Raw genomic sequence first — 20,113 nt, 5'->3', positions numbered from 1 at the left:
GGCTGTGCGCGCTTATGCCGGGAGGGTCAAGGATGCCATTGCACCAGCAACTGGTGAACCGCATCGGGCGTCGGCAAAGCGGCGAGGCCATCACGCATGTCGCGATCGGACAATAGCTGAGCGATTTCCGACAGGATTTCCAGATGTTGCTGCGTGGCCTGTTCCGGCACCAGCAGGAAGATCAGCAGCGAAACCGGCTTGCCGTCGGGCGATTCGAACGGGATCGGCTCGGCAAGCCGCATGAAGGCAGCCAGCGGCTGTTTCAGGCCCTTGATGCGGCCATGCGGGATTGCCACGCCGGCACCAAGCCCGGTCGAGCCAAGCGATTCGCGGGCAAACAGATTGTCGGTCACCGTGGCGCGCGCCACGCCATGGTTGTTTTCGAACAGCAAGCCGGCCTGTTCGAACACGCGTTTCTTGCTGGTGACGCTGACGTCGAGCGAGATATTGCCGGGCGGCAGCAGTTTGGCCAAACGGTTCATTTGAAATGCGCGGAATTCCTGAAACTGGCGCCGCCATGCGGTCCTTGCCGGCGTGGGCCGGTCTGCCGTTGCTGGGCGGTGCGTTCGTTGCCGCCGCTTCCCGACTATCAGCGTGCGGCACATTATAGTGCAGGGGGGCTCCCTGCCGTCCGATGCCGATCGCCCCGAGCGGCATTGCACAAGGAAGCGGGGCGGGCATTCTCTATATGTATTGCACAGCATACACCGGGAAGCCTGCCAGACGGAACCCCATTCCGGTTTCATCCTATAGGCTGCGAAGGTCCCGTGCCGCGACGGGCGCAAAAAAGCCGTGCTCCTGGCACGGCTTCTTTCCTCACTTCAAGGCCGGCCGGCGTTGTGGCCGCGCCGAATCTTCAAGCTACTGCTGGGCCTGGTTCGCCACCAGGCTGCTGTGATACTTCAGCGATTCGCGGTCGTGGCTCTGCACCTTGTCCTTGTAGCGGATCACTTGCCGGTCCAGCTTGTCGACCAGCATGTCGATCGCCGCATAGAGATCTTCGTGGTGCGCCTCGACAAAGATGTCCTTGCCCTTCAGATGCACATTGATTTCCGCGCGTTGCCGGCGATCCTTTTCCTTTTGATTGTCGACCGATAGCAGCACGCTGACGTCAATAACCTGATCGAAATGCCTGAGGATTCGCTCCAGTTTCGTTTCCACGTACTCACGCAGCGACGGCGTGATGTCCAAGTGGTGTCCACTGATCTTGAAGTTCATAGCGCTTCTCCTTCTGAAAGAGCCGCACCAGGCAGGCGATGCGACTCGGCTACAAAGACTTGCGAAGGTTCACGGCCGGGATCTTCAAGGCTTCACGATATTTGGCGACGGTACGTCGCGCCACGACGAAGCCTTGTTCCCCCAGCAGTTCGGCAATCCGGCTGTCGGACAACGGGTTTCTGGGGTCTTCGGCTCCTATCAGCTGCTTGATCAGCGCACGGATTGCGGTGGAAGACGCGGCACCGCCGGTCTCGGTCGATACATGACTGCCGAAGAAATATTTCAGCTCGAATGTCCCCATCGGGGTGGCCATGTACTTATTGGTCGTCACACGAGAAATAGTCGACTCGTGTAGACCCAGTGTATCGGCTATCTCCCGCAAAACCAAGGGGCGCATCGCAATTTCGCCGTGCGTAAAGAAATTCTTTTGCCGCTCCACGATGGCTTGTGCGACGCGCAAAATGGTGTCGAAACGCTGCTGGATATTCTTGATGAGCCAGCGCGCCTCCTGCAGTTTCTGCTGCAATCCCGCGGCGCCGGTATCGCCTTTCGCGCCGCGCAAGATTTGCGCATACATATCGTTGATGCGTAGCCGTGGCATCACATCGGGATTGAGCTGCGCGATCCAGTTGTGGCCGCTCTTGCGCACGAATACATCGGGCACCACGAAGTCCGCTTCCGGCCGGCTGTAGGCGTGGCCAGGATACGGCGCGAGTGAGCGGATCAGCTCGTGCGCGGCCTTCAACTGCATGTCGTCGACCTGCAGGGCCTTCTTCAGCCGCGTGTAGTCGCGCGCGGCCAGCAGTTCGAGGTGATGGCGGACGATGGTCATCGCCAGGTCGCGCTGCGGATGTTCGATGCGGCGCAGTTGCAGCGACAGGCATTCTGCTGCGTTGCGTGCGCCGACCCCGGGCGGATCGAAGCTTTGCAGCAGCGTCAGCATCGCATGCACTTCGTCCAGTTCGAATTCGAGCTCTTCCGGCAATTCGGACAGGATTTCCTCGAGCGACGCGCTCAGATAACCGTCGTCGTCGAGCGATTCGATCAGGAAAATCGCCAGGCCCTTGTCGCGCGTCGAGATTTTCAGCGGAGCCAATTGCTCCATCAGATATTCGCGCAGCGTGGGCTCGGCGTCGCGCAATTGCAGCGGCGTTTTTTCGTCCTCATCGCTTTGCGGACGGCGGGCGAAGTCGTCCAGGCTCCAGTCGCCGCCATAATCTTCGCCCGCGCCGTCGGCATAGCCATCGTCGGCCGCGGCGGCACCGTCCGCGCGCGAGTCCGCGGGCGCCGCCGGTTCGGCGGGCGGCGTCGTGGTGGCGGTCTGCACATTGACCGACCCGTCGGCAGCGACGCGCAGCGGGCTTTCGATCCAGTCGTTTTCGCGTTCGAGCAGCGGATTCTCGGTCAGCGCCTGCTCGACTTCCTGTTGCAGTTCCAGCGTGGACAACTGCAACAGCCGGATCGACTGCTGCAGCTGCGGCGTCAGGGCCAGATGCTGGGAGAGGCGTAGCTGTAGCGACGGTTTCATGCGGCCTATTTTATGCGCAACTTCGGCCGCGATGGAACGGAATTTGCTATCGGAAGTTTCGATTGCGTGGGCAGAAGCGATTGCCTGGTGGATCACCAGAGCATGATCGTGGCATCGCTTGCCGGCGTACGAAGCCGCTGCCTCGCAGGGCGGGGCAGCCGCGTGTCGTGCCGCCCCGGGTCAAGCAATTACATGCGGAAGTTTTCGCCCAGGTAAACGCGCCGCACCGATTCGTTGGCGATGATTTCCTTGGGCTCGCCTGCCGCCAGCACCGCGCCCTCGCTGATGATGTAGGCGTGGTCGCAGATGCCCAGCGTCTCGCGCACGTTGTGGTCGGTGATCAGCACGCCGATATTGCGCGCCTTCAGGAAGCTGACGATGCGCTGGATCTCGCCGACGGCGATCGGATCGACGCCGGCGAACGGTTCGTCCAGCAGGATGAAGCGCGGCGCCGAGGCCAGCGCCCGTGCGATCTCGACGCGCCGGCGCTCGCCGCCGGACAGCGACAGCGCAGGATTGTTGCGCAGGTGGGCGATCTGCAGATCGTCGAGCAGGCTGTCGAGCCGGCGCTCGATCTCGGCCGCGGACAGCGCCTTGCCGTTGTCGCGCTGCAGTTCCAGCACCGCGCGGATGTTCTGCTCGACATTGAGCTTGCGGAACACCGACGCTTCCTGCGGCAGGTACGACAGGCCCATGCGCGCGCGCTCGTGGATCGGCAGGCCGCTGATATGCTGGCCATCGAGCACGATGTCGCCTTCGTCGAGCGCGACCAGGCCCACGATCATGTAGAACGACGTGGTCTTGCCCGCGCCGTTGGGGCCGAGCAGGCCGACCACCTCGCCGCTCTTGACGTCGAGCGACACGTCCTTGACCACGGTGCGCGAGCCGTAGCGCTTCTTCAGATGGCGCACCACCAGATTGCTGGTGACGGGCATCGTGCCGGCGCCAGCGCCGGCTGCGGTGTTGGCGTTGGCGGCGGGAGCGGTGGCGGTAGCGGTGTCGGCAACGGACATGTGGGCAATCCTTTGATACTGCTTAATGCGAACGTGCTGCGAAGGTGCGGCGAAGCGTGCTGGGCGGCACGGGGTCAGGCACCGAGGCAGGCCGGGGTCAGGGTTTGGCCGTCGGCGAGCCCTTCAGGTCCACGCCGGCACCGCTGCCGCCGGTCCCCTGGCTCTGGCGCGGCGACAGCACCGCGCGCACGCGGCCGGACGGGTTCGCCGGCGCCGCGTTGCCGCTGCCGCCGGCCGCGGTGTAGAACTCGTTGCGGCTGTCGTAGGTCAGCACCGCGCCGCGAATCTCGTCGACGATCTTGGCGCCGGCCAGGCGCGCCATGCGCGCATTGCCGATCAGCTTGGCCACTTCCTGCTTGCCGTCGTATTCGATGCGGTCGCCCCAGCCGTCGATGTACTCGTCGACGTTGTCACGCTTCTGCCGAATGTAGGCCTGCTTGCCGCCCTTCGAGGTCGCCACCGCGTACTGGTAGCCCTCGGGGTCGGTGCGGACCTCGGCGGCATCGGACTTCAGCACCATGGTTCCCTTGGTCAGCACCACGTTGCCGGTCAGCGTATAGATCTGCTTGACGTCGTCGTAGCTGGCGTTGTCGGCCTCGAGCACCAGCGGCTTGTCGCGGTCGGCGCGTTCGGCGAGCGCCGGCAGGGCCAGCGTCATGCCGGCGGCGAAGGCGAGCAGCACGGCGGTGGCGCGGCGGCGGGTCCAGGTCGTCAGGGTCAGGGTCATGTTGGCCACGATGGCGTTGATTGGCGTTGTCCGGGAGGGAACGTTCGAGGGGTGCGCCCCTGGCGCGCGGGCGCGATGCGTCATGGTTTCGCGCTGCCGCCGCCGCGCGGCGCCATCACGATGGTGCCGCGCACATTGCCGAGCAGATTGACCTCGCGCGTGACATTGTTGAAGACCAGGCCGTTGGCGGTCATCACCGACGGGCCGCGCGTCAGCTTGACCGGCTTGTCGGTCTTGACGATGTCGTCGTTGATCAGGATCTGGAAGTAGCTCGACGTCGCGCTCATCTGCGGGTCCTGCGACGGATCGGCGCCCTGCACGCGAACGATATGGGCATTGCCGAACAGGTCGATCACGCTCGCGTCGGCGTTCATCTTGCCGAGGTCGGCGGTGCCGGTCACCGGCGGCCGATCCGGCTCGTAGGCTCGCATCGCCGGCCGCGTGACCTCGTAGGTCTGGTCGTCCTCGTAATGGATCATCCGCTCGCCGGTGAAGCGCATCTTGGTGCTGCCGTCCTCGGCCAGTTCGGTGGCGGTGAAGCGCTCCATCCAGTAGTCGGGCACGTGGCGCTTCTGGCGTTCGGTATCGCTGACCTCGCGCGGCGTATTGACCTGCACCAGCCAGAAGGTACTGCCGGCAACCAGCGCCATCAGCAGCAGCGGCATCAGCCGCAGCGCGAGGCGGGACAGGGAAGGAAACAGATCCCGCATGGCGTGCGTCAGATGACCTTGGCCCGGGTCAGGTCATGGATATGCAGCGCGCCGACCAGGCGCTGGTCGGCGTCGACCACCAGCAGCTGGTTGATGCGGTTCGCTTCCATGATCTGCACCGCCTCGACCGCGAGCTGGTCCGGTCCGACCGTGAACGGGTTGGCATGCATCACCTCGCCGATCGGCACCGTCTTCCAGTCGCGCGGCGTTTCCAGCAGCCGGCGCAGGTCGCCGTCGGTGAAGACGCCGATCGCGCGGCCGTCGGCGTCGACGATCGCGGTCATGGCCATGCCCTTGCGGGTGATTTCCATCAGCGCCTGCGCCAGCGGCGTGCTTTCGCGGACTTCGGGCACCGCATTGCCGGTGCGCATCACGTCCCGCACATGGGTCAGCAGCTTGCGTCCCAGGGCACCGCCGGGGTGCGAGCGCGCGAAATCCTCTTCACCGAAGCCGCGCGCATCGAGCACCGCTACCGCCAGCGCATCGCCCAGCGCCAGCGCCGCCGTGGTGCTGGCGGTCGGGGCCAGGTTCAGCGGGCAGGCTTCCTTGTCGACGCGGGCGTCCAGATGGGCGTCGGCCAGTTGCGCCAGGTTCGACTCGATATTGCCGGTCACCGAGATCAGCTTGGCGCCGATGCGCTTGACGATCGGCACGATCGACAGCAGTTCGGAGGTCTCGCCGGAGTTGGAGAAGGCGATCAGCACGTCGTCGCGCGTGATCATGCCGAGGTCGCCGTGCGAAGCCTCGGCAGGATGGACGAAGAAGGCGGGCGTCCCGGTCGAGGCCAGCGTGGCGGCGACCTTGCGGCCGATATGGCCGGACTTGCCGATGCCGGAAACGACCACGCGGCCCGAGCACTCCAGCACCAGCCGCACCGCCCGCGCGAAGTCCGGCGTCAGCCGCGACGACAACGCGGCGACCGCATCGGCTTCGATTTGCAGGGTATGGCGTGCGAGCTCGAGTGCTCTTTCCGCATTGAAATTGGCTATCATGGCGACGAAGTATACCAATGAATGCGATGGCGCCCGGGCCGGTGGCAGCGCGTCCGGCGCGGCGTCGGCCTTCGCGTTCGGGTCCCGTCTCCGCCGGCCGGCCGCCCCCTGACGAAACACTGCCGGGCCGGGCAGGTCCGTTCCTGGTCCACCGCTTGCATTACTGCCCGCAACCGCTGCACTGCCGCACCGCAATCCGCACCACCGCCCGCACCATCGCTCGCACCCACACCGGCCCGCCCGAATGCATTCTCCGCTGGACTTGACCCTTGTGCTGCTGGCCGCCGCCGTGCTTGGCGTGGTCGCCTTCCGCATGCTGCAGCTGCCGCCGATGCTCGGCTATCTGGCGGTCGGCATCCTGATCGGGCCCCACGCGCTCGGTTTGGCCAGCGATTCCGGCCAGACCAAGTACCTTGCCGAGTTCGGCGTGGTCTTTTTGATGTTCTCGATCGGGTTGGAGTTCAATCTGGCCAAGCTGCGCTCGATGCGCCGGCTGGTGTTCGGCCTCGGCGGCAGCCAGGTGGTGCTGACCATGCTGGCGGTGGCGCCGGTCGGCTGGCTGTTCAGCGCGGTGTTCGACCTGACCTGGCAGGCGTCGATCGCGCTGGGCGGCGCGCTGGCGATGTCGTCGACCGCGATCGTCTCCAAGATGCTGTCCGAACGGCTGGAGCTCGAGACCGAGCACGGCCGCAATATCTTCAGCGTGCTGCTGTTCCAGGATCTGGCGGTGGTGCCGCTGCTGATTGTGATCCCCGCGCTGTCGCGCGACCCGGGCGAACTGCCGATGGCGCTGGCGCTGGCCATCGTCAAGATCGTGGTGGCGCTGACGCTGATCTTCGTGCTGGGCAAGCGCGTGGTCAGCCGCTGGTTCCACGTGGTGGCCGCGCGCCGCTCGCAGGAACTGTTCATGCTGAACCTGCTGCTGGTCACGCTGGGCATGGCGGCCCTGACCGAGCGGCTGGGCCTGTCGATGGCGCTCGGCGCCTTCATGGCCGGCATGCTGATCGCGGAAACGCCATACCGGCATCAGGTCGAGGAAGACATCAAGCCGTTCCGCGACGTGCTGCTCGGGCTGTTCTTCGTCACCATCGGCATGCTGCTCAATGTGCGCGTGGTGATCGACAACCTGTGGCTGGTACTGACGCTGCTGATCGTGCCGGTGCTGTTCAAGTTCGTGCTGATCGCCGGGCTGGCGCGGCTGTTCGGCTCGCGTCCCGGCGTGGCGATCCGCACCGGCCTGGGGCTGGCACAGGCCGGCGAGTTCGGCTTCGTGCTGCTGAACCAGATCGACGGGCTGGGCCTGGTCGATCCGGTGCTGACGCAGGTGATCCTGGCGTCGATGCTGCTGTCGATGCTGGTGGCGCCGTTCCTGATCCAGTACAGCGATGCGATCGCAATGCGCTTTGCCGCCAACGAATGGCTGCTGCAGTCGCTGAACATGACCCGCATCGCCGCGCAGAGCCTGCAGACCGAGAAGCACGCGATCATCTGCGGCTACGGCCGCAGCGGGCAGAACCTGGCGCGCATGCTCGAGCGCGAGGGCATCGGCTATGTCGCGCTGGACCTGGATCCGGACCGCGTGCGCGAGGCCGCGGCGGCCGGCGATACGGTGGTCTACGGCGACGCGGGGCGGCGCGAGGCGCTGATCGCCGCCGGCATCCATCGCGCCGCGGCGGTGATCATCACCTATGCCAACACGCCGTCGGCGCTGAAGGTGCTGCACCATGTGCACGAGCTCGAGCCGGCATTGCCGGTGATCGTGCGCACGGTCGACGATTCCGAGCTGGAAGCGCTGCAGCGCGCCGGCGCGACCGAGGTCGTGCCCGAGATCATCGAGGGCAGCCTGATGCTGGCCTCGCATGCGCTGGTGCTGCTGGGCGTGCCGATGCGGCGCGTGGTGCGCGGCGTGCAGCAGGCGCGCGATGCGCGCTACAGCCTGCTGCGCGGCTACTTTCACGGCCGCGACGACGAGGAGGACATGATCGAGCGCGACTCGGTGCGGCTGCATTCGCTGTCGCTGGGCCCGGACGCGACCGCGGTCGGCCGCCGCCTCGGCACGCTGGGGCTCGAGCATATCGGCGTCGAGGTCACCGCCGTGCGGCGGCGCGGCATTCGTGCCTTCGATCCGCAGCCCGATACCGTGCTCGAACCCGGCGACATCCTGGTGCTGCGCGGCACGCCCGAGGCGCTCGAGGCGGCCGAGCAGCGGATCACCGAGCGCTGACGCAGCCGCTATCCTAGATGACTGGCGCTTCAGCCAACCCCTTCATCCGTTGTTTCCGACCATGCCCGCTCCCACCATCCAGTCCCCGCCGCTAGGCGACGTGACCACCTATCTGCGCGACCGCATCCGCACGGTGCCCGACTGGCCGCAGCCCGGCGTGATGTTTCGCGACATCACGCCGCTGCTGCAGGACCCGAAGACGCTGCGCGTGCTGATCGACGTATTCGTGCACCGCTACATGGACGCCGGCCTCGACATGGTGGCCGGCATCGATGCGCGCGGCTTCATCCTTGGCGCGATCGTCGCCTACGAGTTGAACCTGGGCTTCGTGCCGATCCGCAAGAAGGGCAAGCTGCCGTTCCAGACCGTGGCCGAGGAATACGAGCTCGAATACGGCAGCGCCACCGTCGAGATCCACGCCGATGCCTGCAAGCCCGGCGACCGCGTGCTGCTGATCGACGACCTGATCGCCACCGGCGGCACCATGATGGCTGGACGCCGGCTGCTCGAGCGGCTCGGCGCCACCGTGGTGGAAGGCGCGGCGATCGTCGACCTGCCCGAGCTCGGCGGCTCGCGCCATCTGCTCGACAGCGGCCTGCCGCTCTTTACCGTGTGCCGATTCGAGGGCCACTGAACGTCCTTCGCGCAAAAACCGCAACGCCGCCCAGCGTTGCGAAGCGCACCATCGCCGGCGCCCCGCGTTGCCCTCGTCCGCAGCGCGGGCGCATAATGGCCGTTCATTCACAACAAGGGCCGGGCGGCCCCTGCCTCTGACCGCCGCACCGGCCGCAATGGGTGCCACACCATGGGCGTTCTGCTTCATCTGCTCTCCGGGGTCGCGCTGCTGGTCTGGGGCACGAATATCGTCAAGGTCGGTATTCTGCGCGTCTACGGCGCGAACCTGCGCCACGTGCTCTCCGCCAGCGTTGCCAATCGCTTCACCGCCTTCGCCGCCGGCCTCGGCGTGACCGGCCTGGTGCAAAGCAGCAATGCGACCGCCGTCATCGTCAGCTCCTTCGTCAGCCAGGGCCTGATCGCGGTCGCGCCCGCGCTGGCCATCATGCTCGGCGCCAATGTCGGCACCGCGATGATGGTGCAGGTGTTCTCGCTGGACCTGTCGTGGCTGTCGCCGCTGCTGATCTTCATCGGCGTGATCGCGCATCTGAGCTGGAAGGGCAGCAGGCCGGGCCACGTCGGCCGCGTGCTGATCGGCCTGGGGCTGATCACGCTGGCGCTGGAGCTGATCTCCAATGCGACCCGTCCGGTAGTCGAGGCCGCCGGCGTCAAGGTGCTGTTCGCCAGCCTGACCGGCGACACCGCGCTCGACATGCTGGTCGGCGCCTTCCTGACCGTGCTGTCCTATTCCAGCCTGGCGGTGGTGCTGTTCTGCGGCGCGCTGGCCTCGGCGGGCGTGGTGTCCATCCCCGTCGCGCTGGCGCTGGTGCTCGGGGCCAACCTCGGTTCCGGCATTTCGGCGTTCCTGACGACCTCAGGCAACAACCAGCCCGGCAAACGGGTGACGCTGGGCAATCTGCTGTCGCGCCTGCTCGGCTGCGTGGTGGCGCTGCCGCTGCTGGACGAGGCGCAGACGCTGCTGCGCGCGCTCGATGCGGACCCGCAGCGGCTGATCGTCAATTTCCACCTGCTGTTCAACGTGGTGCTGGCGGTCGCGCTGATCGGGCTGACCGCGCCGCTGGCGCGGCTGTGCGAAGCGATATTGCCGGGCCGCAACACCGGCGAGAGCCAGGTCACGCCGCGCCACCTCGATCCGGCCGCGCTGTCCACGCCGACGCTGGCGCTGGCCAACGCCGCGCGCGAGGTGCTGCGCATCGGCGACCGCGTCGAGCAGATGCTCGACAACATGCTGCGCGTGCTGCGGACCAACGACGCCAAGCTGGCCGCCGCCACCTGCCGCATCGACGACGAGATCGACGATCTCTATACCGCGATCAAGCTGTACTTGACGCGCATCAGCGTCGAGGCGCTCGACGAGCGCGACGGCCGCCGCTGGACCGAGATCATCTCGCTCAATATCAATCTGGAGCATGCGGCCGACATCATCGAGCGGATCCTGCTCGATGCGCGCGACAAGAAGATCGCCCACAACCTGGTGTTCTCGGAAGCCGGCATGCAGGAGATCACCGAGATGCATGCGCGGCTGATCAGCAATCTGCGGCTGGGGCTGTCGGTGTTCCTGAACGGCGACCTGAAGAGCGCGCGGCAGCTGATGCGCGAGAAGGCGACCTTCCGCGAACTGGAGCGCAAGTATTCGCATACCCACCTGCGCCGCGTCGCCACGCAGACCATCGAGAGCATCGACACCAGCTCGCTGCACCTGGACGTGATCAGCGACCTGAAGCGGCTGAACTCGCTGTTCTGCGCGACCGCCTATCCGGTGCTGGAAGAGGCCGGGGCGCTCGATCGCAGCCGCCTGCGCGAAGACGACGGCCAGCAGGACGAGGGCGCCGCTGCGCCCGCGGCCCCCGGTGGCACACCTGCCCAGGCGCGCGCCGCGCGGGTGCACGCCGACGAGGGCAGGGCGCCTCCGCGCGTCAGCGGCGCCTGACCCGCGCCCGGGCCTGCGCCGGGGCCTGTTCCACCGGGGCCTGTTCCACCGGGCGCTTCAGCAACGGCGCCAGATACTTGCCGGTGAAGCTTGCCTTGCTGGCGGCGATGTCCTCCGGCGTGCCGCGCGCGATGATCTGCCCGCCGCCGGCCCCGCCCTCGGGGCCCAGGTCCAGCACCCAGTCCGCGGTCTTGATCACATCGAGGTTGTGTTCGATGATGACCACGGTATTGCCCTGGTCACGCAGCTTGTGGATGACCTTGAGCAGCAGCGCGATATCGTGGAAGTGCAGGCCGGTGGTCGGCTCGTCGAGGATGTACAGCGTGCGGCCGGTATCGCGCTTGGACAGCTCCAGCGACAGCTTGACCCGCTGCGCCTCGCCGCCCGACAGCGTGGTCGCGGCCTGGCCCAGCCGGATATAGCCCAGCCCCACATCGAGCAGCGTCTGCAGCTTGCGCCGCACCACCGGCACCGCGCTGAAGAACTCGTGCGCCTGCTCGACCGTCAGCTCCAGCACCTCCGAGATGTTCCTGCCCTTGTACAGCACCTCCAGCGTCTCGCGGTTGTAGCGCTTGCCGTGGCAGACGTCGCAGGGCACGTAGACATCGGGCAGGAAGTGCATCTCGACCTTGAGCACGCCGTCGCCCTGGCAGGCCTCGCAGCGTCCGCCCTTGACGTTGAACGAGAAGCGGCCCGGATCGTAGCCGCGCTCCTTCGCCGACGGCACGCCGGCGAACAGCTCGCGGATCGGCGTGAACAGGCCCGTATAGGTGGCCGGATTCGATCGCGGCGTGCGGCCGATCGGGCTCTGGTCGACGTTGATGACCTTGTCGAAGTGCTCGAGTCCGTCGATGCGGTCGTGCGGCGCCGGTTCCGGCGTCGAGCCGTACAGATGGCGCGCCACCGCCGGATACAGCGTGTCGTTGATCAGCGTCGACTTGCCCGAGCCCGAGACGCCGGTCACGCAGGTCAGCAGGCCGACCGGAATCTCGGCGTTGACCTGCTTCAGGTTGTTGCCGCTGGCGTTCAGGATCCGCAGCATCCGTTCCGGATCGGGCGGCGTGCGCGTAGCCGGCACCTCGATGCTGAGTTCGCCCGACAGGTACTGGCCGGTCAGCGAGGCCGGCGAGGCCTCGATCTGCGGCGGCGTGCCCTCGGCGACGATCTGGCCGCCATGCACGCCCGCGCCCGGGCCGATGTCGACCACATAGTCGCTGGCGCGGATCATGTCCTCGTCGTGCTCGACCACCAGCACCGAATTGCCGATGTCGCGCAGATGCTTGAGCGTGCCGATCAGCCGGTCGTTGTCGCGCTGGTGCAGGCCGATCGACGGCTCGTCGAGCACGTACATCACGCCGGTCAGCCCCGAGCCGATCTGCGAGGCCAGGCGGATGCGCTGCGCCTCGCCGCCCGACAGCGTGTCCGCGCTGCGCTCCAGCGACAGATAGTCGAGACCGACGTTGTTCAGGAAGTTCAGCCGCGCCGAGATCTCGCGCACGATCTTGTCGGCGATCTCGCGCTTGGCGCCCTGCAGCTGCAGCGTCAGGAACCAGGTCAGCGCGTCGCGCAGCGGCCAGCCGCTGATCTCGAAGATCGCGCGCGCCTGTTCGCCGTCGCCGACCTTGACGTGGCGGGCCTCGGTGCGCAGGCGCGTGCCGTGGCAGGCGGGGCAGGGCTGGTTGTTCTGGTACTTGGCCAGTTCCTCGCGCACCGCGACCGAGTCGGTCTCGCGGTAGCGGCGCTCCAGATTGGGGATGATCCCTTCGAACACGTGCGAGCGCGTGGTGGTGCGGCCACGCTCGTTCATGTAGGTGAACGGGATCTCGGTCTCGCCCGAGCCGTGCAGCACCACCTGCTGCACCTCGGCCGGCAGGTCCTCGAAGGCGGCGTCCAGGTCGAAGTCGTAGAACGCCGCCAGGCTCTGCAGCATCTGGAAATAGAACTGGTTGCGGCGGTCCCAGCCCTTGATCGCGCCCGAGGCCAGCGACAGGTTGGGGAAGGCCACCACGCGCTTCGGATCGAAGAACGTGATCTGGCCCAGGCCGTCGCAGCTCGGGCAGGCGCCCATCGGGTTGTTGAACGAGAACAGCCGCGGCTCGAGCTCGGGCAACGAGTACGAGCAGATCGGGCAGGCGAACTTCGAGCTGAACAGATGCTCGGCGCCGCTGTCCAGCTCGAGCGCGATCGCGCGGCCGTCGGCCAGCCGCAGCGCGGTCTCGAACGATTCGGCCAGCCGCTGCTTGATGTCCGGCCGCACCTTGACGCGGTCGACCACCACTTCGATGCTGTGCTTCTCGGTCTTCTTCAGCTTGGGCAGCGCATCGACCTCGTAGACCTTGGCCTGCGCCTCGTGCGCGGCGCCGCCGCCCGAGCGGATGCGGAAACGGACGAAGCCCTGCGCCTGCATCGTGTCGAACAGGTCGGTGTGCTCGCCCTTGCGGTCGGCCACCACCGGCGCCAGGATCATCAGCTTGGTGTCCTCGGGCAGCGCCAGCACCGCGTCGACCATCTGCGACACGCTCTGGGCCTGCAGCGGCAGGTCGTGGTTCGGGCAGTACGGCGTGCCGGCGCGCGCGTACAGCAGGCGCAGGTAGTCGTGGATCTCGGTGACGGTGCCGACCGTCGAGCGCGGGTTGTGGCTGGTTGCCTTCTGCTCGATCGAGATCGCCGGCGACAGGCCTTCGATCAGGTCGACGTCCGGCTTCTCCATCAGCTGCAGGAACTGGCGCGCGTAGGCCGACAGCGATTCGACGTAGCGGCGCTGGCCTTCTGCGTACAGCGTGTCGAAGGCGAGCGAGGACTTGCCCGATCCCGACAGGCCGGTGATCACGATCAGCTTGTTGCGCGGCAGATCGAGATTGATGTTCTTCAAATTGTGGGTACGGGCCCCACGGATTCTGATTTCTTCCATATACCGTTTGTCTTCGCCAGGCGGGGCCGCCAGTCGGGGTCGACAGGCCGGTCTCACGGAGCGCCCGCGCCATGGCCGGCTGCGGGCGTACGCTCAAGCAGGAAGCAGGCCGGGGCCTTGGCGCGGGCCGGCGGGGAGGGGGTAGGGCGGCGGTCTTGCCGCCATCCGGACGCCGCTGTCGCCGCCATCGGGCGCCGCGCGCCGCCACCTTCGTGCCGCCGGCCGCTTGCCTCGCCAGCCGGGCCGCTTCCCGCCGATCCGGCGCCGGGCGCCGGGAGCAAACCTGCTAATATACCGAACTTCGGTTTCCGGGGTTGCCCCTGCCTCTGCCTGCCGGCGAGAGGGCGCGGCTCCGGCGCCCGGCACGGTGGCCACGGTGGCGGTTTGGATGGCGCCCCGGCATGGCCGCGTACCGCGGCGCGGGGCCCGGCGCACGGCCGGCCACCCGTCACACCCGAGTCCCCACGAGCGCAATGCCGTCGACCCAGACTTCTTCCCCAGCCGCGGCCGATGGTGCCGAACGCGCAGCCGGTGCGGCCTCCGCACGGATGACCCGTGTCGAGCTGCGCGCCAGCGTGTCGCTGGCGAGCATCTTCGCGCTGCGCATGCTGGGCTTGTTCCTGATCCTGCCTGTCTTCGCCGAATACGCGCGCACGCTGCCCGACGGGCACGACGCCCAGCGCATCGGCCTGGCGATGGGCATCTACGGCCTGATGCAGGCCTTCCTTCATATTCCGCTCGGCTGGCTGTCCGACCGCATCGGCCGCAAGCCGGTGATGATCGGCGGCCTGCTGCTGTTCGTCGCCGGCGGGCTGGTGGCGGCGTTCTCCGACACGCTGACCGGCATCATCGCGGGCCGCGCGCTGCAGGGCACGGGCGCGATCTCGGCCGCGATCACCGCCTGCATCGCGGACCTGACCAGCGAGCGCCATCGGACCAAGGCGATGGCAATGGTCGGCGGCAGCATCGGTCTGACCTTCGCGCTGTCGCTGGTGATTGCCTCGCCGCTGCTGCGCACCATCGGCATGCCGGGAATCTTCACGCTGATGTCGGTGCTGGGCCTGCTGGCGATCGCCGTCACGCTGTTCCTGGTACCGACCCCGCCGCCGCCCCATCCGGACCAGCTGCCGCTGCACCGGGTCTTGCCGAAGGTGCTGTTGAATCCTGACCTCGCGCGCATGAACGTCGGGGTGCTGGCGCTGCATGCCTCCCAGGTCGCAATGTTCATGGTGGTGCCGGGCATGCTGGCCGATGCCGGCATGCCGGTCGATTCGCACTGGAAGGTCTATCTGCCGGTCGTGCTGGTGTCGTTCCTGCTGATGCTGGCGCCGATGATGGCGGCCGAGCGCTATGGCCGCATCCGCCCGGTGCTGCTCGGCGCGGTCGCGCTGATGACCGCGGTGCAGCTGCTGTTCGCCGCGGTGCACGGCCTGTGGCCGATCGTCGGGGTGCTGCTGCTGTTTTTCGTGGCATTCAACGTGCTGGAGGCGATGCAGCCCTCGCTGGTGTCGCGCTATGCGGCGGCATCGCGCGGCGCCGCGCTCGGCGTCTACAACACGACCCAGGCGATCGGGCTGTTCCTCGGCGGCGCCGTCGGCGGCTGGCTGCTGCAGCACGCCGGCCGCAGCGCGGTCTTCCACGGCTGCGCGGCCGTGCTGGTCCTCTGGCTTATAATCGCCTGGGGCATGAAGCCGCCGCCCGCCAGGGTCCGCCACGGCGGCCCGGACAGCGAGCCGCAGCCGGCGCACTGAGCGGCGGCCTGCCGGGCACGATGTAACCGCGGCGGTCACGGCGACGGCCGCATCACGCGGACACGCTTTGCGGCGCCGGGCCGCACTACCATCGGCGCGCCCGGCGCGAATCAGTCGAAAGAGTCAAACCAGTCAGCACATTGCCGCGCCGCCCATCGGGGCGCGGTTCTCGGAGAACACCTCATGGCATCCGTCAACAAAGTCATCCTCGTCGGCAATCTCGGCGCGGACCCCGAAACGCGCTATATGCCCAGTGGCGATGCCGTGACCAATATCCGGCTGGCCACCACCGACCGCTACAAGGACAAGCAGAGCGGCGACATGAAGGAGCTGACCGAATGGCACCGCGTGGCCTTCTTCGGCAAGCTCGCCGAGATCGCCGGCCAGTACCTGCGCAAGGGCTCCCAGGTCTATATCGAAGGCCGCATCCGCACCCGCAAGTGGCAGGACCAGTCGGGCCAGGACAAGTACAGCACCGAAATCGTCGCTGAACAGATGCAGATGCTGGGCTCGCGCCAGGGCGGTGGTGGCGGCGGCGACGAAGGCGGCGGCTACGCCCGCGAATCGTCGGGCGGCGGCTATGGCGGTGGTGGCGGCGGCCGCGGTGCGCAAGGTGGTGGCGGCGGCCAGGGCGGTGGCGCACGCCGGCCGCAGCAGTCGCCGTCGAATGGCTTCGAGGATATGGACGACGATATTCCGTTCTGAGTTTCGCCTCCGCTTCACTGCCTCACCGGCAGCCGATCGAGCCCGCTTCATGCGGGCTCTTTTCATTGGGGCGGCCGATGTTGCGCGCGGGTTTGCGTCTCTGCGCCTATCCAAAGAACAGCCGCGCGGATATCGATATCCCCTTTCCTTCGTTCCGCTTCAGGCGCAGCGTCCCTATCCTCGTAGCCTGTTGATCCGGCCAGGAGGACCTGCCAATGAATGCCCCGTTGGACTTCGACGCGCGCCGCGCCCTGCGTGCCGCGCTGGAGTCGTTGCCCGAGCTGGCGCAGAAGATCGGTACCGATGCGGCCGCGCGCGAGGCGCGGCGTCTGCTGCCCTACGAGGGCTTTGCGCTGTTCCGGCAGTCCGGCCTGGGGCTGTTGCGGATTCCGGCGGAGCGGGGCGGGCTGGGCGGCTCGCTGGCCGACCTGTTCGAGGTCATCGCCACCATTGCGGCGCAAGAGTCCAACGTCGCGCATGCGCTGCGCATCCATTTCGATCAGACCGAGTCGTTGCGGCTGTCGCCGCGCTCGGCCTTCAACGACCTGCAGGTGCAGCGCATCGTCGGCGGCGCCATCTTCGGCGGGGCATCGACCGAGGTCGGCACCGCCCGGCCCGGCGAGATCACCACGGCGCTGCGCCGCGACGGCGATCATTACCGGCTGTCCGGCCGCAAGTACTACTCGACCGGCACCGCCTTCGCCGACTACGCACGCATCAACGTCAAGGATGCCGACGGTGCCGATGCGTCGATCATCATCCCGACCGACCGCCCCGGCTTCAGCGTGGTCGACGACTGGGACGGCATGGGCCAGCGCATGACGGCCAGCGGCAGCCTGGTGCTGGATGACGTGCAGGTGTTTGCCGACGAGGTGACCCGGCGCGGCAACAGCACGCTGGTCGGCCGCCATTGCGGCGCGCTGCGCCAGCTGCATCTGGTCGCGGTGGCGGCCGGCATCGTGCGCAACGCGTGGGCCGATGCGCGGCGCCATGTGCAGGACCATGGCCGTCCCGCGCTGCACAGTCCGGCGCCGTCCGCGCGCGAGGACCATTTCATCCAGCAGGTGATCGGCGATCTGGCCGCGCACAGCCACGCGATCGACGCGCTGGTCCGCGACAACGCGCGCGTGCTGGACCGCTCGGCCGACGCGCTGCTGGCCGGTGCCGACGATGCCGAGGCGCTGGTGCTGCAGGGCGCGCTGGCCACGGCGCAGACACAGCTGGTGGTCAGCAAGCTGGCGCTGCACGTGGGCGAGCGGATGTTCGAGGCGGGCGGGGCGTCGTTCACGGCGAAGCGCTACAACTTCGACCGCCACTGGCGCAATCTGCGCACGATCTTCAGCCACAACCCGCTGCTGCACAAGACGCGCGTGGTCGGCGCCTATCACCTGAACGGCGAGACCACCCACCTGACCGAAGGCCGGGTGTTCTGAGCCATGTCCTGGGCAATCGGAGACCCGCGATGACATCGATCACACCGCCGCGCCAGCTGCATCTGAACATCAACGCCTTGCATTCCGGCTTCGTGCCGTCGGCCTGGCGCCTGCCCGCCAGCGATCCGTGCGCCTTCGTCGACGTGCAGCACTACGTGCGCGTGGCACGCATCGCGGAGGCCGCAAAGTTCGATGCGATCTTCCTTGCCGACAACGCGTCGATCGCCGACCAGATCCATTTCCGTCCGATCACCGCGCTGGAGCCGACGCTCCTGCTGGCGTGCGTCGCCGCCGCGACCAGGCATATCGGGCTGGTGGCCACCGTATCGACCAGCTACAACGAGCCCTACAACGTCGCGCGGCGTTTTGCGACGCTGGACCATGTCAGTGGCGGGCGCGCCGGATGGAATGTGGTGACGACCGCCGATGCGGGCTCGGCGCGCAATTTCGGCCGGGCCGCCCCGCCAGATCACGGCCAGCGCTACGCGCGCGCCGACGAATTCACGACGCTGGTCAAGGCGTTGTGGGACAGCTGGGAGGACGACGCCTTCATCGGTGACAAGACCCGCGGGCGCTTCGTCGATACCGCGATGCTGCAGCCGGTCGGCCATCATGGCGCGTTCTTCGACGTGCACGGTCCGCTGAACCTGCCACGGCCGCCGCAGGGCCATCCGGTGCTGTTCCAGGCCGGCGGTTCCGACGATGGCCGCGAGCTCGCCGCGCGCCATGCCGAGGCCGTGTTTTCGGCAGCGCAGTCGTTCGACGAGGCGCTGGCGTACAAGCGCGCCATCAATGCGCGCGCCGAAGCGCTGGGGCGCGGTGCGGATGCGGTCAAGGTGCTGCCGGGCCTGACCACCATCATCGGCGCCACCGAGGCGCAGGCGCGGCAGCGGCGCGATGCGCTGGTCGACCTGATTCCATGGGACTACAGCCTGAACCGTCTTGCCGGCACGCTCGGCATCGAGGCCGAGCGACTGCAGCTCGATGCGCCGTTGCCCGACGATCTGGCCGTGCCGGCCAATGGCAACCACACCTTCTTCCGCGCGACGCTGGCGGCGGCGAGACGGCGGAACCTGACGGTGCGCGCGCTGATCCGCGAGCTCGCTGGCGGCGGCGGCCACCGCGTGATCGTCGGCACGCCCGAGCAGATCGCCGACGACATCGAGCACTGGTTCCGTCACGGCGCCGCCGATGGCTTCAACCTGATGCCGGACGCGCTGCCCGACGGCCTGCAGGACTTCGTCGACGGCGTGGTGCCGATCCTGCAGCGGCGCGGCATCTTCCGTACCGAGTACGAAGGCGCGACGCTGCGCGAACATCTGCAGCTGGCCCGTCCGGCCGGCAGGGCACCGGCGCGCGCCGCTGCGTGACCGCTGCCTGATGGACGCCTGAGCGCCCCCTTTCATCGGCTTGCGCGGATGCCTTCAGGGACTTGGCGCAGGCCGCCCATTCCCACCGTGCTTTGCCTGACTTCCGCTCCGCCAAACCATGACACGACGCTCGCTGCTTGCCGCCATCGCTTCCCTTGCCATCGCACTGACCGTGCTCGTCCCACTGGTACCGCGCGCCGCCCTGGCGCAGTCCACCGATCGCCCGCTGAAGGTCGGCGTACGCGGCGGCGTCGACGAGGAGATCTGGGAAGTGGTCACGCGCGTGGCCGCGAAGCAGGGCCTGAAGGTGCAGACCATCGTCATCACCGGTACCGCCAGCCCCAACGAGGCGCTGAACAACGGCGATCTCGATGCCAATGCCTTCCAGCACATCCCCTTCCTGCGCGACCAGATCCGGCAACGGGGCTACAAGATCGTCGACGTCGGCAATACGCTGATCTCGCCAATCGCGTTCTACTCGCGCAAGGTCAAGTCGCTGGAGGCTCTGCCGACCGGCGCGCGCATCGGCATCCCCAACGATCCAAGCAACCAGACCCGTGCGCTGGTGATCCTGCGCGACCACGGACTGATCCAGCTCAAGCCTGGTTTTGATCCCTATACCGGGACGGCGTCGCTGTCGGACATCACGGCCAACCCCAGAAAGCTCGAGTTCATCGAGAGCGCCTCGGTGGTGCTGCCGCGCGCGCTGCCGGACGTCGACGCGGCGGCGATCGTCAACACCTTCGCTTACCAGGCCGGCCTGATCGCCACGCGCGACGGCATCGCGGTGGAGAAGAAGGAGCGCAACCCCTATGTCAACGTGATCGCGGTGCGCGAGAAGGATCGGCAGGCACCATGGGTGCCGCGGCTGGTCAAGGCCTACCAGTCGGACGAGGTGCGCCAGTTCATCCAGACCCGGTACCAGGGGGCGGTGATTCCCGCCTTCTGAAGAACCGGAGGAACGC

At 67.5% G+C, this 20,113-nt stretch carries 16 protein-coding genes; 8 read left to right on the top strand and 8 right to left on the bottom strand.

Going from position 1 to position 20,113, the window contains the following annotated elements; translation table 11 throughout:
• Positions 1-26: 26 nt before the first annotated feature.
• From ptsN to M1D55_RS22815, 7 genes are all read right to left on the bottom strand, one after another.
• The gene (ptsN, locus tag M1D55_RS22845; RefSeq protein ID WP_006576782.1) at positions 27-482 is read right to left on the bottom strand and encodes a PTS IIA-like nitrogen regulatory protein PtsN; all 456 of its coding nucleotides are present in this window, start codon (positions 480-482) and stop codon (positions 27-29) included.
• Positions 483-861: 379 nt separating this feature from the next.
• Positions 862-1,218 (bottom strand): ribosome hibernation-promoting factor, HPF/YfiA family, encoded by a 357-nt coding sequence (gene hpf, locus M1D55_RS22840; protein ID WP_006576783.1) that lies wholly within the window; start codon positions 1,216-1,218, stop codon positions 862-864.
• Positions 1,219-1,267: 49 nt separating this feature from the next.
• Positions 1,268-2,746: an RNA polymerase factor sigma-54 gene (locus M1D55_RS22835; protein WP_456282758.1), complete on the bottom strand. Its 1,479-nt coding sequence runs from the start codon at positions 2,744-2,746 to the stop codon at positions 1,268-1,270.
• Positions 2,747-2,934: 188 nt separating this feature from the next.
• Positions 2,935-3,759, bottom strand: a complete 825-nt coding sequence (gene lptB, locus M1D55_RS22830; protein WP_006579161.1) for an LPS export ABC transporter ATP-binding protein — start codon at positions 3,757-3,759, stop codon at positions 2,935-2,937.
• Between the two features lie 97 nt (positions 3,760-3,856).
• Positions 3,857-4,486 carry a lipopolysaccharide transport periplasmic protein LptA gene (lptA, locus tag M1D55_RS22825; protein WP_053822969.1) on the bottom strand — a complete coding sequence of 210 codons (630 nt, stop codon included), beginning with the start codon at positions 4,484-4,486 and terminating at the stop codon, positions 3,857-3,859.
• An 80-nt stretch (positions 4,487-4,566) separates the two neighbouring features.
• Positions 4,567-5,196: an LPS export ABC transporter periplasmic protein LptC gene (gene lptC, locus M1D55_RS22820; RefSeq protein ID WP_006579159.1), complete on the bottom strand. Its 630-nt coding sequence runs from the start codon at positions 5,194-5,196 to the stop codon at positions 4,567-4,569.
• 8 nt (positions 5,197-5,204) lie between these two features.
• The gene (locus M1D55_RS22815) at positions 5,205-6,188 is read right to left on the bottom strand and encodes a KpsF/GutQ family sugar-phosphate isomerase (protein WP_006579158.1); all 984 of its coding nucleotides are present in this window, start codon (positions 6,186-6,188) and stop codon (positions 5,205-5,207) included.
• Positions 6,189-6,432: 244 nt separating this feature from the next.
• On the opposite strand from M1D55_RS22815, the gene M1D55_RS22810 reads away from it, so the two are divergent.
• The 3 genes from M1D55_RS22810 (at position 6,433) to M1D55_RS22800 (ending at position 10,978) form a co-directional block, all read left to right on the top strand.
• A complete protein-coding gene (locus M1D55_RS22810; protein ID WP_006579157.1) occupies positions 6,433-8,412 on the top strand; it encodes a monovalent cation:proton antiporter family protein in 1,980 nt (659 codons plus the stop codon).
• A gap of 61 nt (positions 8,413-8,473) precedes the next feature.
• Positions 8,474-9,046, top strand: a complete 573-nt coding sequence (locus M1D55_RS22805) for an adenine phosphoribosyltransferase (RefSeq protein ID WP_006579156.1) — start codon at positions 8,474-8,476, stop codon at positions 9,044-9,046.
• A gap of 171 nt (positions 9,047-9,217) precedes the next feature.
• The gene (locus M1D55_RS22800) at positions 9,218-10,978 is read left to right on the top strand and encodes a Na/Pi cotransporter family protein (protein ID WP_456281907.1); all 1,761 of its coding nucleotides are present in this window, start codon (positions 9,218-9,220) and stop codon (positions 10,976-10,978) included.
• On the opposite strand, the gene uvrA is transcribed toward M1D55_RS22800, so the two are convergent.
• Positions 10,965-13,889 (bottom strand): excinuclease ABC subunit UvrA, encoded by a 2,925-nt coding sequence (gene uvrA, locus M1D55_RS22795; protein ID WP_082928207.1) that lies wholly within the window; start codon positions 13,887-13,889, stop codon positions 10,965-10,967. The genes M1D55_RS22800 and uvrA overlap by 14 nt on opposite strands.
• A 473-nt stretch (positions 13,890-14,362) precedes the next feature.
• Between uvrA and M1D55_RS22790 the strand changes: the two genes are divergently transcribed.
• The 5 genes from M1D55_RS22790 to M1D55_RS22770 all read left to right on the top strand — a co-directional run bounded on the left by M1D55_RS22790 (position 14,363) and on the right by M1D55_RS22770 (position 20,097).
• A complete protein-coding gene (locus tag M1D55_RS22790; protein WP_064572538.1) occupies positions 14,363-15,640 on the top strand; it encodes an MFS transporter in 1,278 nt (425 codons plus the stop codon).
• A 183-nt stretch (positions 15,641-15,823) separates the two neighbouring features.
• On the top strand, positions 15,824-16,345 hold the full coding sequence (locus tag M1D55_RS22785) for a single-stranded DNA-binding protein (protein ID WP_006578107.1): 522 nt from the start codon (positions 15,824-15,826) through the stop codon (positions 16,343-16,345).
• Between the two features lie 215 nt (positions 16,346-16,560).
• Positions 16,561-17,778: an acyl-CoA dehydrogenase family protein gene (locus M1D55_RS22780; protein ID WP_456281906.1), complete on the top strand. Its 1,218-nt coding sequence runs from the start codon at positions 16,561-16,563 to the stop codon at positions 17,776-17,778.
• A 29-nt stretch (positions 17,779-17,807) separates the two neighbouring features.
• Entirely contained in the window at positions 17,808-19,148 is a 1,341-nt protein-coding gene (locus M1D55_RS22775) for an LLM class flavin-dependent oxidoreductase (protein WP_456281905.1), read from the top strand.
• A 118-nt stretch (positions 19,149-19,266) separates the two neighbouring features.
• Positions 19,267-20,097, top strand: a complete 831-nt coding sequence (locus M1D55_RS22770; RefSeq protein WP_456281904.1) for a MetQ/NlpA family ABC transporter substrate-binding protein — start codon at positions 19,267-19,269, stop codon at positions 20,095-20,097.
• Positions 20,098-20,113 lie beyond the last annotated feature (16 nt).

The sequence above is a fragment of the Cupriavidus sp. JZ107 genome, assembly GCF_053903255.1.
Note: the sequence above shows the minus strand (reverse complement) of the source record. Positions and strands in the feature narration are given on the sequence as shown.

Bases quoted from the DNA above. Each gene is read 5' to 3' on its own strand.
- M1D55_RS22785 (WP_006578107.1), top strand. From the start codon at position 15,824: ATGGCATCCGTCAACAAAGTCATCCTCGTCGGCAATCTCGGCGCGGAC.
- M1D55_RS22810 (WP_006579157.1), top strand. From the start codon at position 6,433: ATGCATTCTCCGCTGGACTTGACCCTTGTGCTGCTGGCCGCCGCCGTG.
- M1D55_RS22800 (WP_456281907.1), top strand. From the start codon at position 9,218: ATGGGCGTTCTGCTTCATCTGCTCTCCGGGGTCGCGCTGCTGGTCTGG.
- hpf (WP_006576783.1), bottom strand. From the start codon at position 1,218: ATGAACTTCAAGATCAGTGGACACCACTTGGACATCACGCCGTCGCTG.
- lptA (WP_053822969.1), bottom strand. From the start codon at position 4,486: ATGACCCTGACCCTGACGACCTGGACCCGCCGCCGCGCCACCGCCGTG.
- M1D55_RS22835 (WP_456282758.1), bottom strand. From the start codon at position 2,746: ATGAAACCGTCGCTACAGCTACGCCTCTCCCAGCATCTGGCCCTGACG.
- uvrA (WP_082928207.1), bottom strand. From the start codon at position 13,889: ATGGAAGAAATCAGAATCCGTGGGGCCCGTACCCACAATTTGAAGAAC.
- M1D55_RS22805 (WP_006579156.1), top strand. From the start codon at position 8,474: ATGCCCGCTCCCACCATCCAGTCCCCGCCGCTAGGCGACGTGACCACC.
- M1D55_RS22775 (WP_456281905.1), top strand. From the start codon at position 17,808: ATGACATCGATCACACCGCCGCGCCAGCTGCATCTGAACATCAACGCC.
- lptB (WP_006579161.1), bottom strand. From the start codon at position 3,759: ATGTCCGTTGCCGACACCGCTACCGCCACCGCTCCCGCCGCCAACGCC.
- M1D55_RS22770 (WP_456281904.1), top strand. From the start codon at position 19,267: ATGACACGACGCTCGCTGCTTGCCGCCATCGCTTCCCTTGCCATCGCA.
- lptC (WP_006579159.1), bottom strand. From the start codon at position 5,196: ATGCGGGATCTGTTTCCTTCCCTGTCCCGCCTCGCGCTGCGGCTGATG.
- M1D55_RS22790 (WP_064572538.1), top strand. From the start codon at position 14,363: ATGCCGTCGACCCAGACTTCTTCCCCAGCCGCGGCCGATGGTGCCGAA.
- M1D55_RS22815 (WP_006579158.1), bottom strand. From the start codon at position 6,188: ATGATAGCCAATTTCAATGCGGAAAGAGCACTCGAGCTCGCACGCCAT.
- M1D55_RS22780 (WP_456281906.1), top strand. From the start codon at position 16,561: ATGAATGCCCCGTTGGACTTCGACGCGCGCCGCGCCCTGCGTGCCGCG.
- ptsN (WP_006576782.1), bottom strand. From the start codon at position 482: ATGAACCGTTTGGCCAAACTGCTGCCGCCCGGCAATATCTCGCTCGAC.